The following is a 14,031-nucleotide window of genomic DNA, read 5'->3' on the forward strand; positions in this document are numbered from 1 at the left end:
TCCTCTTGAGAGGGTGCGGTCAGCCTGTTGATAAAGTTCAACAGGCTATTTTTTTATATCGTCCCTTTAACAATTCACCGCGTTAATATGCTATAATATTACTATTATATAAAGGGCGGTGAACCCTTATGTTACGCTCCGAATCCGATGTCCAAAATGCCTTCGAATTAGTTTGTATCGAAGAACTAGTCCCAGCAGATCACCTTCTGAGATATATACATGCTCATATCCAGTTCTCATTTATTTTAGAAAAAGTGAAGCCCTTTTATTGTGAGAATAATGGTCGACCTTCCGAAGATCCTATTCGCTTATTTAAAATGTCTCTCGTTGGCTATCTTTTTGGTATCCGTTCTGAGCGACAATTGGAAAAAGAGATTCGGGTCAATATGGCTTACCGATGGTTTCTCGGCCTTGGAATCAAGGATCCTGTTCCCGATCACAGCACACTGAGTTTAAATCGCAAGCGTCTGAGCCAAAGCGGCGTGTTTCAAGAGATTTTTGACCACATCGTTTTTCAAGCCATTTCTCACCGCCTGGTTGGTGGCCGCGTGTTAATTTCAGATTCCACCCACTTAAAGGCAAATGCCAATAAGCGCAAATTGATAAGAGAAGAAGTTGAGCAAAGCACAAAGGCATATATGGAAGAGCTGGACGCAGCTGTTGTGGAAGATCGTAAGCAACACGGAAAAAAGCACTAAAACCAAAAAAGGAAGTGATGGAAACCAAAGAAGTTAAAGTGAGTACGACAGACCCTGAAAGTGGCTATATGATGCGAGATGGGAAACCGGAGGGCTTCTTTTATCTGGACCATCGAACTGTTGACCATAAATACAACATAATTACAGACGTTCACGTGACGGCAGGCAACGTACATGACTCTGTGCCTTACATCGAACGATTAGAGTACCAAATTTCGAAGTTTGGTTTTGAAAATTCATTGGAAGCTGTTGCTATTGACGCTGGCTATTTAACGTCTTACATTTGTAAGAAACTGCAGGATAAAAAAGTTTTTGCCGTCATTGGAGGAAGAGCATTCACACCCGTAAAAGGATTATTAGCGAAATGGCGCTTCAAATATGATTCTGAAAAAGATGTCTATGTTTGCCCTCAGAAGCAAGAACTCACGTATTCCACAACCGATCGTGATGGTTACCGCATGTACAAATCTAAGGTTGACCTGTGCCGCGAATGTCCACTGCTTGACCAATGTACACGTTCGAAAAACAAACAAAGGGTCATTAGCCGACATGTCTGGGAAAATAGTAAAGAATGGGTACGGTTAAATCGCCTAAGTAAGTCTGGCAAATATTTGTACCGCCTGCGTTGTCAAACCATAGAGCGAAGTTTCGCGGATGCCAAAGAGCTCCATGGACTTCGCTATTGCCGGTTTCGAGGGCGAGAGAAAGTCCAAGAACAAGCGTTGATGACGGCCATTGCCCAGAACATGAAAAAGATTGCCAACCACCTGGCTAGAAAGGCCGGATAGTAGGCAATCTTTATTTGTTTTACTTAGAACGGTCATTCATGGTCGTAATTAGTTGCCAAGATAGGGTTTGTCAACAATCTGACCGCATCCTCTTGAGAGGGTGCGGTCTTGTTTTCGGTTTACGCTAAAATCATTTGCTAACTCTACTATACTTCGTTAAAATAAATTTATATTTTCAACACTTTTTCATAAAGTGAGAAAAAAGGTGGCGATTGCTATTTTTGAGGTGAATTACGATGAAAGCAAAACAAGACATATTCAAAGAAATATCATATTAAATAAAGCTTATCGATTATTTATTGATAAAGGTATTCAGAATGTTACCATTCAGGACATTGCTGATGCTTCCTCCATACAACGCCGTACACTTTATTATTATTACAAAAATAAAGAAGCAATAGCCATTGAACTAATCAATTGCACACTCTCAGAATCTAATAAAATCTTATTACATATTCCAAACTACTTGGATACCGGATATGCTCGATTAGAATATATACTTCACACTTATTTAGAATTCATGTTAAAAAATGAAGATATCGTTTTATTTACTGTACAAGCTGATTACTTCTTCCAAAAGGGTTATGGCGATGATGCATATAGTGAAAAAGGAATTATTTCTGCCTATGAAATCATAGAGCATTCATTTTCCTCCGAACTCCAACGAGGAGTCGAAGATGGAAGTATTAAGAAACAATATGCTGAAAATATGGAAGAAGTCTTTTTTGTCGTCGCATCTTCTCTCTTTTCGTTTGCTCAAAGAATATTATTTCGTGAAGAAATAATAAAATTTGAATCAGGTTATGACAGACAAAGTATCTCGCTGTTAATCGATGTTCTTTTAAGTGGTTTAAAAGCTTAATCTACTGTTTATGAATCCTTTCAATAAAAAGAATGGATTTTTTTATTCTTATAATTTTCACATATCGTGTAATTTTAATTGAATTTTTACTCATTGTGAGTTATTATGACTGTATCAAAGGGGGAATTAACTTGCTTACAATTCCAAAAATTAACGGAACTATTGTAAACAATGACGTCCAATATTCTTTAGAGGACAATTTTAAAATCAATATAGGTGATTTTGATTTATCCATCGTGGAGGTTTTCTTACAAAGAGTTAAGGCAAACTGCCATATTAGCGGTTATGTAAGCGATAACAACACTGCAGATATTAAACTTATCTGGGATCCAAGCACTACTAAAGAAGCTTATTCCATGGAAATAGGAGCTGACGGAATTAGCTTATATGCTAGTGATGATGCAGGGATAACATGGGCACTCACTACCCTATTTCAAATTTTAGTAGAAGCACACAAGAAAAATGATGGAAAGCTTCCAGGTACATCCTTTAAAGATTGGCCTAAATATGCGCATCGTGGTTTATTGGTTGACGTATGTCGTCATTTCTTCGATGTTCAGGAAATGAAAAAAATTATTGAAGAGATGTCCATCAATAAGTTAAATGTTTTACATTGGCATCTAACCGAAGATCAAGCTTGGCGAATTGAAAGCAAGGTGTATCCAAAACTTAACGAAATCGGTTCCCGCGGCAACTATTATACGCAAGATCAAATTAGAGAAATTGTAGACTATGCTGCCAGTAGAGGCGTAGAAATTATTCCCGAAATTGACATGCCAGGACATACATCCGCAGCGATTGCAGCGTACCCAGAATTAAGCTGCTTAGATGAAACCATTCAGGTTACAGAGAGAATGGGTATTTATAAAGTTATTATGTGTGCAGGTAAAGAAAGCACTTATGACTGGATTTATAAGGTGATGGATGAAATTATAGAGCTTTTCCCATCACATCGCATACATCTAGGTGGAGACGAAGCTCCTAAGGATAAATGGGAAGTATGCCCACATTGCAACGCATATATGAAACAAAATGACATTGAAAACTATGAAGATTTACAAGGTGTGTTCACAGGAAAAATCACTGATTATTTAACCCTCAAGGGAAAGAAAGTTATTTGTTGGAATGAAAGCTTAAAAGCTCAAAATATATCTACAGCTATTACGGCACAATATTGGGTCGAGTGGGCGAAAGAGAGTTATGTTTATCCACACTTTGAGAAAGGTCTACCTATGATTTTCTCAGATGTCTTCCATATGTATTTTGATTATCCATATTGTATTGTTCCATTGAAGAAGACGTATGAGTATGAACCGAAAATCATGGGGAATACAAATCTACAAGGGGACAATGTCTTGGGGATTGAAGGCGCTATTTGGACTGAACGTGTTCCAACCTCTGAGTTATTAGAAGCTATGATTTCTCCTAGAATTCAAGCTCTCGCAGAAGCTTCCTGGACAATCGAACGGGATTATGAAGATTTCTTGATCCGTTTACAAGCACATTTCAATGAATTAGGTCTGGTCAAGTTGATGGCAACACCTTTTGAACAAGCTACCATTAGTGGTGAAGAAGCAAAAACCCAAGCTATTGGCTTTATGCAAGCCTTTATTGGCATGTTATCCAATCTAGACGTTGATATGGGACTCTCTCAGGAAGAATTAAAAGGGATGGCAGCGGCATTTATAAATAATGTTTTTGATGCAGAGACAGCAAAAGAAGTTGCAAAATCATTAAACTTCATTTAATTCGATATAGGAATTATCAAAAACTATATTATAGGAGTTGCTTACAGTGAAAGAAACAGCAAAAAATATGTTTGCAGCAACACGCTTTGAAAGAACTAGTTATGACATGTTTTTTGCCGGGCAAAACATCATATTCTTGCTCCTCACTACTTTTTTAAGCATTTACTATACCTCCACCCTTGGCATTCCGGCTACCATTGTAGCAGCAATCCTGTTGACAGCACGGATCTGGGATGCGTTCATGGACCCCCTGCTTGCAGCGATTATTGAAAAATCCAACCTGAAAGGTGGGAAATTCAAGCCATGGGTACTTCTCGCTGCCTATACGGTTCCCATTCTCACCGTTCTTTGCTTTGGTTTTAGTGATTTTCTGATTGATCAAAGCCTCAGCGTAAGAATTGCATATGCGACGATCACATACTTTATCTGGGGGACCATTTATGCAGCTTCAGATGCTCCTGCTTATGCACTGTCAACGGTTATGACCCCTTACCCTGAAGAAAGAAACTTATTATTAACCTTTAATAAGATTACAGGTCTAATCGGTGGATTAGGAGGCATGATTGCATTCCCTCTTGTACTATCCGCTACAAACGACAACTGGTTTATATCCATTTCAATATTTGCAGCTATCGCCTTTCTTACCATGATTATGATTCGTTTTACAAAGGAAAGAGTGAAGCATGATGGAAGCAAGCACCCTGCCATTGGTGAAATATTCAAATCTGTTGCAAACAACAAATATTTAGTCCTTATTGTCATTATTAGTCTACTTTCAAATGGAACCAACTTCGCAATGACGCTAACACCGTTTATTGGTGGCGATATATTTGGTAATCCAAGCTCCGTTTCAATCATTATGGCCATAGGGTTTTTACCGATGATTTTTATGGCACCTTTTGCTCCAATGTTAATTAGAAAATTTGGCAAAATCAATTTGACTGTCTTCTCTTTTGCAGCAAACATTGTGTTTTCATTGCTGATCTACTTCTTTACAAAGGATAATTTCACTTTGTTTCTTGTGTTCATGTTCCTAAGAGGATTACTTTCCTCTCCACTCACAATTATTTATTCGCTATTCTTTTCAGATGCAATCGAATATGACGATTATAAAAACGGAACTAGATTTGAAGCTGTGACATTTGCAGCTCAAACCTTTATGGCTAAAATCTCCACAGCCATTTCAGGAGGCTTGGGTATGTGGATTATCGGTGTTGCCGGCTACAAAGCTGCCGTTGCTGGTGAAGCTGTAACTCAAACACCTGCAGCTCTTCAGGCACTCTGGGCAACTATGAATTTGGGGCCGGTGGTAGGTTCCATCATTGCAATTGTCATGTTGCTGAAATTCTATGATTTAACCGAAGATAAAGTGAAAATGATGGTTGAAGCAAATCTCCAAAAGGCGAGTCAGAAATAAAAAATACTATCTCCATAGAGACAGTTAAGCGTGTCGACAAAGTCGACACGCTTTTATTTTGTATAAATGAATAGTAAGACTTGTATAAGATTATACTACGCCTCCAGCGGATGAACCGCCTCATGGAGCAGCTGCTCCAGCTCGGCGGTGTAAGCCGCTGTCTGCGCTTCGCTCCAGCCGAAGCGCTCCGCCAGGAAGGCCGTCGCAGGCGCCTTCCACTGCCTTGCCCACGCGATGTCGAAGAAGAGGGCGCCCGTGCGGCGGATGAAGAAATCCGCCGGCTTCACGACCATCTCGTGCTGGGTAGCGTACACGAGCGCAGCGAGCACCGCGGCGGGCATCCCCCGCCGCTTCGCTTCACCCCGGTGCTGCTCCAGCAGCGCGAATACGGCGTCCACGTTGGATCCGTATCGCTGCGCGAGCAGCATTGCCTCAGGCTCAGTCAGCCCCAGCCGCAGGCCTTGGCTGACCTTGCTGCGCAAGAACGGCGCCAGCTGCGCGGAGCCGCCCACATCGCCGCCGGATATCGGCAGCGTCTTCGTGCGGCTCGGCGGCAAAGTCGCCGAGACCTTGCCCTCCGCCGCCAGCATGGCGGCGATCTGGTTCACGACCGACTCCGCCATTTTGCGGTAGCCGGTCAGCTTGCCCCCGGCCATCGAAATGAGGCCGGAGCCAGAGATGAAGATTTCGTCGCGCCGCGAAATCTCGGAAGGGTCTTTGCCCTCCTGATGGATCAGCGGGCGCAGCCCGGTCCAGCTCGATTCGACATCAGCCTCGGTCAACCCGAGGGACGGAAACATTTCGTTCGCGGCATGCAGCACATAGGCGCGATCCGCCGTGGTAATACGGGGATTAGCAATATCCCCTTTGTAGTTCGTGTCGGTCGTGCCGACATAAGTTTTGCCATCACGAGGGATGGCAAACACCATTCGCCCGTCCGGCGTATCAAAATAAATCGCCTGCCCCAGCGGGAATCGGCTCTGATCAAAGACCAAGTGCACACCCTTGGTCAAATGCAAGGTCTTGCCCTGCTTTGAGCGGTCCATTTCGCGAAGGGTGTCCACCCACGGCCCCGCCGCATTCACGATTTTGCTCGCATAAAGCGCGTACGAAGCGCTTTGATCCTTCATCTCCCCTTGATCCGTCCATCCCGCTCCAACCAGCTGATCCACAACCTTCACACCAACGAGCGTCCCATCCTTCACGATCAGTTCCTCTACCTTGGCATAATTCACCGCCATCACGCCGAGCTCCACCGCTTTTTTCATCACTTCAATCGTTAATCGCGCATCATCCGTGCGGTATTCTACATAGTAGCCGCCGCCTTTAAGATCTTTTTTCCGAAGCAAAGGCTCGTGCTGCAAAGTCACCTCAGAGCTGAACATTTTGCGTCGTTCCGACCGCTTAACTCCCGCCAAGAAATCATACACTCTTAATCCAAGCGAGGTAGACAGCTTACCGAATGTTCCTCCTTTATAAAAAGGCAACAGCATCCACTCCGGCGTCGTCACATGCGGTCCATTTTCGTACACAATCGCACGCTCTTTGCCTACTTCCGCCACAACCTTCACGTCCAGCTGCTTCAAGTATCGCAGACCGCCATGCACCAATTTCGTCGATCGACTCGACGTCCCCGAAGCAAAATCCTGCATCTCAATCAACGCCGTCCGAAGCCCGCGACTCTGCGCATCCAGCGCAATACCCGCGCCCGTAATCCCGCCGCCGATCACGATGACATCGAAAGGCTGCTGCGCCATCGCTTCCAGCGTTTCTTTCCTTTTTAACCCACTAAACACCCTTTGCCCTTCCCCCTTTCCTTGTTGACCGCTCCCTTTATGTTGTCCCGCTTCCATTTGCCCTGTTGCCATGCTAATCTCTCCCTTTAAAAAAAAATGAAAAAACCACAACAACCCTATCACGTTTGCACGTAAAGGTCCGCTGTGGTTTCTCCTAATCTCCAACCGAATATGAACTTGTTAGGTGTAGTATAACACTGTATGCCTTTATTTAAAAGCGATTGCGGCATTTACTGCCTTTTTCCAACCACTGTATAACTTTTCTTGCAAGTCCGTTGCCATTTCCTGTTCAAAAGCCCGATCTACCTGCCACTGGGTGGCAATTTCAGCCTGATCCTGCCAAAAACCGACCGCAAGACCAGCTAAATAGGCTGCCCCTAACGCAGTCGTTTCATTGATCACCGGACGCTCAACCGTCACACCCAGCATGTCGCTTTGGAATTGCATGAGGAAGTCGTTTTTCACGACACCGCCATCAACTCGCAGCTTCATAAGCTCAATGCCCGAATCGTCCTCCATCGCTTGCAGCACGTCCTTCGTCTGATACGCGAGTGATTCCAGCGTTGCCCGGATGAAATGCTCCTTCGACGTCCCCCGTGTCAGTCCAAAAACCGCGCCCCGCACATCGCTGTCCCAATACGGCGTTCCTAGCCCGACAAAGGCTGGAACCACGTACACACCATCGGTGGACACGACTCTCCTCGCATAGTCCTCCGAATCCTTAGCGGATTTAATCATCCGCAGACCATCTCGCAACCATTGGATCGCCGAGCCCGCCACGAAAATACTACCCTCCAGCGCATACTCAACCTTCCCATTCAATCCCCAAGCGATGGTAGTCAAAAGGCCGCTGCGCGACGGAATCGCATGATTCCCTGTGTTCATCAGCATAAAGCAGCCGGTGCCGTAGGTGTTTTTGGCCATGCCTTTTTCAAAACACGCTTGACCGAACAGTGCCGCCTGCTGATCTCCAGCCGCCCCCGCAATCGGAATCGCCGCACCGAAAAATAAACTTTCCTGCGTATATCCGTACACCTCGGACGAAGAACGAACTTCCGGCAGCATCGCTGCGGGAATGTCCAAATGCCCCATCAGCTCCTCGTCCCACTTCAGCTCATGAATGTTGTAAATGAGCGTCCGCGAAGCGTTCGAGTAATCCGTGACATGCGCCTTGCCGCCCGTCAGCTTCCAGATGATCCACGTATCCATCGTGCCAAAAAGCAAACCTCCTTGCTCGGCCCGCGCTCTAGCGCCCTCGACGTGGTCCAGAATCCATTTGATTTTGGTCGCCGAGAAATACGCATCAATCAGCAGCCCCGTCCGCTCCCGAAACAAATCGCTAAGCCCCTGAGCCTTAAGCTCCTCACAAATATCCGCCGTCTGCCGCGACTGCCACACAATCGCATGGTACACGGGCATACCCGTATGCCGATCCCACACAACCGCCGTCTCCCGCTGGTTCGTGATGCCGATTCCGGCAATCTCTGCAGGCTGAACCCCGGACTCGGACAGAAGCGTCGCGATCACACTTTGAATTGACAGCCAAATTTCGTTCGCATCATGCTCGACCCAACCTGGCTTCGGAAAATACTGCTTAAACTCCTGCTGAGCCGTATGGATGATGCTCCCTTTTTGATCAAATAAAATCGCTCTAGAGCTCGTAGTCCCCTGATCGAGGGAGAGGATGTAGGAGGGCTTGGATCCCGTTGTTGTCATCGTTTGGAAGAGCCACCTTTCGTCTGTTCGTAATGCTGCCATAGATCATGGTTCGAGGTCGTCACCGCCGTCGCACCTGCCGCAAGTGCCTGCTCCACATCATCTACAGAACGAATCAGGCCTCCTGCAAAAATCGGAATACCCGAGCGCTCCTTCACCTCTTTGATAATGTGCGGAATGACGCCAGGCATGACCTCGATATAATCTGGCTGCGTGCGTTCGAGCAGGGTGTAGCTTTTGTCCAGCGCCGAGCTATCTAGCAGAAAAAGCCGTTGAATCGCGATCAAACCGTTCTGCCTTGTTTTCGTAATCACATTGCCACGCGTGGAAATGATCCCCGCAGGGCGAATGCTTTGGCACAGAAATTCAGCGGCGAACTCGTCGTTTTTCAGCCCCTCAATCAAATCCGCGTGAAGCAGCAGCTTCTTTCCGTGCGATCTGCCGAGATCGACAATGCTTTTAAGCTGACCAATATGACTGTCGAGCAGCACGATATACGTGTACGACGACTTCATCAGCTTCTCTAAATCCTTCATTTTACGGATGGCTGGTAAAATAGACTGATCCTGCAGTGACATGCGCTTCACCTCTGTTTTCTGTACCTATCTAAACATGACTTTTACGACAAAAAGACTCACCAAGATTTGCCTTCTCTATTCAAAGGGCAATCCGAGTGAGTCTCCTGTTCTCCGTCACATGTTATTAACTTACCTGTATTTTACTCAAAGGAGAGAAGCCCTGTCAATGGGGGCTGGTTGCCGATAAAGCTTAGTTCGATAGCGCCTTCCTCACAGCCAAAATATACTTCGACTGATCCAGCGGATTCACGCCTCGCCGCTTACGTTCTGCATGCACATCAGGCGGACTTGGCTGATAACCTGCAAAGGAGGAAGTAATGACGCCTCGCCCGCCCGACATGGCGCTTAGCTTCACCGGATATTCCAGTGACGTTGCCACAGGCAGTCGGCCTTCCAAGACGAACCGTCCACCTGCTATGCTAGGCGGATCGAAGGTCGCCCTCATCTGCACGAGGTCGCTTAGCACCTTGCCGCCGAACTCTTCTGGCACGGTAATACGTACCTGGAGCATCGGCTCCAGCAGCGTTGTCCCTGTCTGCGCCAACCCTTGCATCATGCCCATCGGCGTAGCGACAGCAAAATCAAGCGGATGGGTGTGCCACACATGATGCTCGCCCTCTACGAGCGTCACCTTCACATCGGTGACTTCCCAACCGAACAATCCTTGCTGCAGCGCCTCCGGCACGCGGCGCGCTACCTCATTCTGGTACTGCACGAGCAGCTGCTCGCCGCGTACCTGTGACGCATACACGAGCCCGCTGCCTGGCGCACCAGGCTCGATAAGAAAGCGTAAGATTGCCCAGCATGGCTTGGGCATCGTATAGGCAATAAAGCCTTCGCCAGCTTGCGAAGGCGTTTCTTTATAGATCACGGAAGGTTGGTCGAACCTTACGTGAAGGCCGAACCGCGAACTCAAGAGACTCGTCAGAATCTCGAGCTGGATCGCGCCCATGACCTTGACGTGCAGCTCACGCTCGTCCTGCAGCCACTGCAGATCGAGCAGCGGATCTTCGTCCGTGAGCTCCTGCAGGGCGGCGACGAGCGCCGGATACTGCGCATCCCTCTCGGCGTGTACCTGCACAGTGAGAAGCGGCACCGCCATGCGCGGCGCAGGCGGCACGCTGTCTGGCCGGCCCAGCACATCGCCGATCCGCACCTGCGTCAAGCCGCAGACGGCCGCGATGTCGCCCGCCGCGACCACGCCGAGATCTTCGGCTTTACGGCCGTCGATCCGGCGAATCTGGGTCACCTTCTCCTCCACGCCCTGCGTGGCATTGACGACGGTGTCCCGGTTACGAATCGTCCCCTCGTAGAGGCGGACGTATGCCATGCGCCCCATGGTCTTGTCGCGCTCGACCTTGAACACCACAGCCGACAGCGGCTGCTCGGCATCTCCGCGCGGCTCGGGCAAGTAATCGAGGATCGCTGCGAGCAGCTCCTCGATACCAATGCCTTTGCTGGAGGCTCCGACCAGCAAAGGAAAAGCCTCACCCTGCCGAGCGTACCGCTGCAGGGTCGCTTTCACCTCGTGCGCCGCGATGGGCGCACCTTCGATGTAGCTCGTGAGCATCGGCTCATCGAGCTCGGAGAGCTTTTCGACCGCTGACGCGAGGTCGAATCCGTTAAGCGCGCCGACTGCGGGCGGCGCGTCGTCCAGCACGTTCCGCATGCCGCGGAACGTGTCCTCAATCCCAAGCGGTGCATAGACCGGCACCGCCATCCCCGTGAGCTGCTTATGAATCTCCTGCAGAACGCGTTCGGGATCGGCCCCGACGCGGTCTAACTTATTCATATACAGCAAAGTCGGGATGCGTAGCGATTGCAGCGCATGCCAAATCATTTCCGTCTGCGACTGCACACCCTCCACCGCAGAGATGATGAGAATCGCGCCGTCCATTACCCGCAGGGAGCGCTCTACCTCCGACAGAAAATCGACGTGACCCGGCGTATCTACGAGATTGATCCACGTATTTTGCCAGACTAAGCTCGTCGTTGCACTCCGTACCGAAATCCCCCGCTCACGCTCCACATCAAGGGAATCCGTCTGTGCCGTTCCGCTGTCCACACTGCCAAGCGCTCTAATACGCCCGCTTAGATACAGCAGGTGCTCTGTCGTAGTCGTTTTCCCCGCATCAACATGTGCGAAAATCCCCACATTTCTTCTCGACTTTATACCTATTACATCCGTCATGCCAGCTCCGAGCCCCTTTGGCTTTCATTCTTGCATCTATTATACTAAAAGAGTGCCAATTTGGATAAGTTCACCAACTCTTATGAGGAGAAACGCCTATGCATCCACCTGTACCTATAACCATTAGACTCGATAACCAGCATCCGGCCATCATCGCCTTATCTCAAGCAGACACTAAGTTAGCTCGCCTAATCGAGCTGATTGGGGAACTCACCCTCACACCTAGCGATCGCCCCTATGAGTCTCTTATCATGTCGATTATTTCCCAACAACTCTCAGCCAAAGCCGCATCAACCATCAAGACAAGAGTGAAAAATATCATCACAACTGTCACGCCAGAGCACGTCTTGGCCACCGATGAAGAGGCCATCCGGCAATGCGGTGTCTCCTATCCCAAAATCCGCTACATCCGCGACCTCAGCACCAAGGTGCTGAACGGAGAGGTGATGCTCGATCAGCTTCATGATGTAGATACCACAGAACTTCTGAAGCAGTTAACTAGTGTCAAAGGCATCGGCGTATGGACCGCTGAAATGTTTCTCATCTTCACCTTAGGACGACCCGATATTCTATCGCTCGGCGATGCAGGTCTACAGCGTGCTGCCCGCTGGCTGCATGCCCTTCCTGAGCGCCAAGATAAGAACTACTTGAGCGTCGCCGCCGCCAATTGGGCACCCTTTCGCAGCTTCGGCTCCCTCTACTTGTGGCGCGCTATTGATACGGGGCTTGTGGATTCTAATTTACCAGTGAAGGCGTGCGAAAAACCGCAACAAGCGTAGAGAAGCTCTACGCCTGTTGCGGTCAATGTGCATCCTGTCCCTACTGCACCCTAATCCCCAACCGTATCTATCTACTTTTCACACTCTGCTTCTGTCCGCAGCCCCTGCAAATACGTCAGCAACAACCGACGCAAGCTCTCATCCCGATCCAGCCCCATACGGAAGCCATTCTGCCGCTCAAGCGAGGCGAAGCCATGCACCATGCTGCGGAATCCGCGCACCACATGCAGCGCGTCTTCTTCGCTGAGCTTGTAAGGCTCAAGAATGCGGAGCAGGAAGCTCACGACCCCAGCGCCTACCTCCTTCAACTCAGAATCCTCATAGTCGGGCAGCACTGAGATTGCCTCATACAAGCCTGGCTGCTTCCGGGCAAAAGCCACATAAGCTACACCCGCAGCCATCAGCGCGTCATGCTCGGCTTTGCCGATGGCAGCCTCGATCATCGCTTCCTTCACGAGGAGCAGCCCACGCTTAGAGAGCTGCTTTCTCAGATCAGGTAGACCCTTGATATGATTGTAAAGGGAGGGTGTTTTGATGTTCAATTTGGCGGCTAACACAGCAAGTGAGAGCTGCTCAATCCCTTGTTGATTCGCGATTTCAATCGCCGCTTGCAGGACCATTTCTGCGTCTAACCCTGGTCGAATCGCCATGATCTATCCTCTTTTCTAAATGGTTGCTGACGCTCCTTGAAACTTGACAGTTGCTTCTTCGAGCGCTGCATCTATGATCGCACCTGGCTGCTCAATCATCCGCCCATGCCCGACTGCCAGTAAGCCTGGCTCTAGCTGTCTCAATCTGCGCGTGCTCTCTAGGGATGCTTCTTTACTCCATGTCGCCATCGCCGGGAACGGGAACCAAAACTTCACCACACCCGATACCGCTACTCCGCCTCGTACCTGAAAAGCATCCCCAGCGATCAACGCCCGGCTCCGCACATCGAGGAAAGCCATTGAGCCTGGTGTATGCCCAGGAGCTGCGAAGGCTTGCAACGAACCGATCCGATCCCCATCAGCCAGCAGCACATCGGGCTTCGTCTGAATGCCTTTCGGGACGCCCCCCTTGATCGGAATTTGAGGCTCACCTGGCTCCAGTTCCACATTGCCTGCCAGCAGCTTCGCATCTCTTCTGGAGATGTAGACCTGCGCTTGCGGCAGCACTTTCTTCAATCCATCTAGTGCCCCAATATGATCGCCATGAGCGTGAGTTAACACGATCCGCGTGATGGGCTTTCCAATCTGCTCTGCCGCCTGAAGAATGCCCTTAACACTGAATGGCAAAGCCGCATCAATCAAGGTTAATTCGGATTCTTCCTCCACCAGGTAACAATTCACCGGGAAAAATCTCGGCATAAAAGCCAGCTGATACAAATGTCCGTTACGCGTTATCTTCATTCTGCAACGCCTCCTATTTGCTATCTATGTTAGCATTTTAACTAATGTCATTAGTTTTGTAAATAGG

Annotated in this window: 11 protein-coding genes; 5 read left to right on the forward strand and 6 right to left on the reverse strand. The window is 48.5% G+C overall.

Features of this window, described 5'->3' with window-relative positions:
* The first annotated feature begins 128 nt into the window (after window positions 1-128).
* From AC58PQ_RS19870 to AC58PQ_RS19885, 4 genes are all read left to right on the forward strand, one after another.
* Window positions 129-1,486, forward strand: a protein-coding gene (locus AC58PQ_RS19870) for an IS1182 family transposase (RefSeq protein WP_497244533.1) whose coding sequence is annotated in 2 segments (ribosomal slippage) — window positions 129-693 and window positions 693-1,486 — 1,359 coding nt in all. Because the reading frame shifts where the segments join, the coding sequence is not laid out codon by codon here.
* A 205-nt stretch (window positions 1,487-1,691) separates the two neighbouring features.
* Window positions 1,692-2,348: a TetR/AcrR family transcriptional regulator gene (locus tag AC58PQ_RS19875; RefSeq protein WP_497244535.1), complete on the forward strand. Its 657-nt coding sequence runs from the start codon at window positions 1,692-1,694 to the stop codon at window positions 2,346-2,348.
* Between the two features lie 131 nt (window positions 2,349-2,479).
* Window positions 2,480-4,096 carry a beta-N-acetylhexosaminidase gene (locus AC58PQ_RS19880; RefSeq protein WP_497244537.1) on the forward strand — a complete coding sequence of 539 codons (1,617 nt, stop codon included), beginning with the start codon at window positions 2,480-2,482 and terminating at the stop codon, window positions 4,094-4,096.
* A gap of 46 nt (window positions 4,097-4,142) precedes the next feature.
* Window positions 4,143-5,513, forward strand: coding sequence for an MFS transporter (locus AC58PQ_RS19885; RefSeq protein WP_497244539.1), 1,371 nt, complete (start codon window positions 4,143-4,145; stop codon window positions 5,511-5,513).
* 95 nt (window positions 5,514-5,608) lie between these two features.
* Here the strand turns inward: AC58PQ_RS19885 and AC58PQ_RS19890 are convergent, their stop codons facing one another.
* From AC58PQ_RS19890 to AC58PQ_RS19905, 4 genes are all read right to left on the reverse strand, one after another.
* Window positions 5,609-7,366, reverse strand: a complete 1,758-nt coding sequence (locus AC58PQ_RS19890; protein WP_497244657.1) for a glycerol-3-phosphate dehydrogenase/oxidase — start codon at window positions 7,364-7,366, stop codon at window positions 5,609-5,611.
* 150 nt (window positions 7,367-7,516) lie between these two features.
* A complete protein-coding gene (gene glpK, locus AC58PQ_RS19895) occupies window positions 7,517-9,025 on the reverse strand; it encodes a glycerol kinase GlpK (RefSeq protein ID WP_497244541.1) in 1,509 nt (502 codons plus the stop codon).
* Window positions 9,022-9,603 carry a glycerol-3-phosphate responsive antiterminator gene (locus AC58PQ_RS19900; RefSeq protein ID WP_497244543.1) on the reverse strand — a complete coding sequence of 194 codons (582 nt, stop codon included), beginning with the start codon at window positions 9,601-9,603 and terminating at the stop codon, window positions 9,022-9,024. The genes glpK and AC58PQ_RS19900 overlap by 4 nt, the downstream gene beginning before the upstream one ends.
* 190 nt (window positions 9,604-9,793) lie before the next feature.
* Complete coding sequence (locus AC58PQ_RS19905) at window positions 9,794-11,794, reverse strand: GTP-binding protein (protein WP_497244545.1); 2,001 nt, start codon at window positions 11,792-11,794, stop codon at window positions 9,794-9,796.
* Window positions 11,795-11,892: 98 nt separating this feature from the next.
* On the opposite strand from AC58PQ_RS19905, the gene AC58PQ_RS19910 reads away from it, so the two are divergent.
* Complete coding sequence (locus AC58PQ_RS19910; protein ID WP_497244547.1) at window positions 11,893-12,573, forward strand: DNA-3-methyladenine glycosylase family protein; 681 nt, start codon at window positions 11,893-11,895, stop codon at window positions 12,571-12,573.
* A gap of 71 nt (window positions 12,574-12,644) precedes the next feature.
* On the opposite strand, the gene AC58PQ_RS19915 is transcribed toward AC58PQ_RS19910, so the two are convergent.
* Together AC58PQ_RS19915 and AC58PQ_RS19920 are read right to left on the reverse strand one after the other, a co-directional pair.
* Window positions 12,645-13,223, reverse strand: a complete 579-nt coding sequence (locus AC58PQ_RS19915; protein WP_497244549.1) for a TetR/AcrR family transcriptional regulator — start codon at window positions 13,221-13,223, stop codon at window positions 12,645-12,647.
* Between the two features lie 15 nt (window positions 13,224-13,238).
* Window positions 13,239-13,964, reverse strand: a complete 726-nt coding sequence (locus AC58PQ_RS19920) for an MBL fold metallo-hydrolase (RefSeq protein ID WP_497244551.1) — start codon at window positions 13,962-13,964, stop codon at window positions 13,239-13,241.
* Window positions 13,965-14,031 lie beyond the last annotated feature (67 nt).

The sequence above is a fragment of the Paenibacillus sp. J22P143 genome (genome assembly GCF_059692035.1).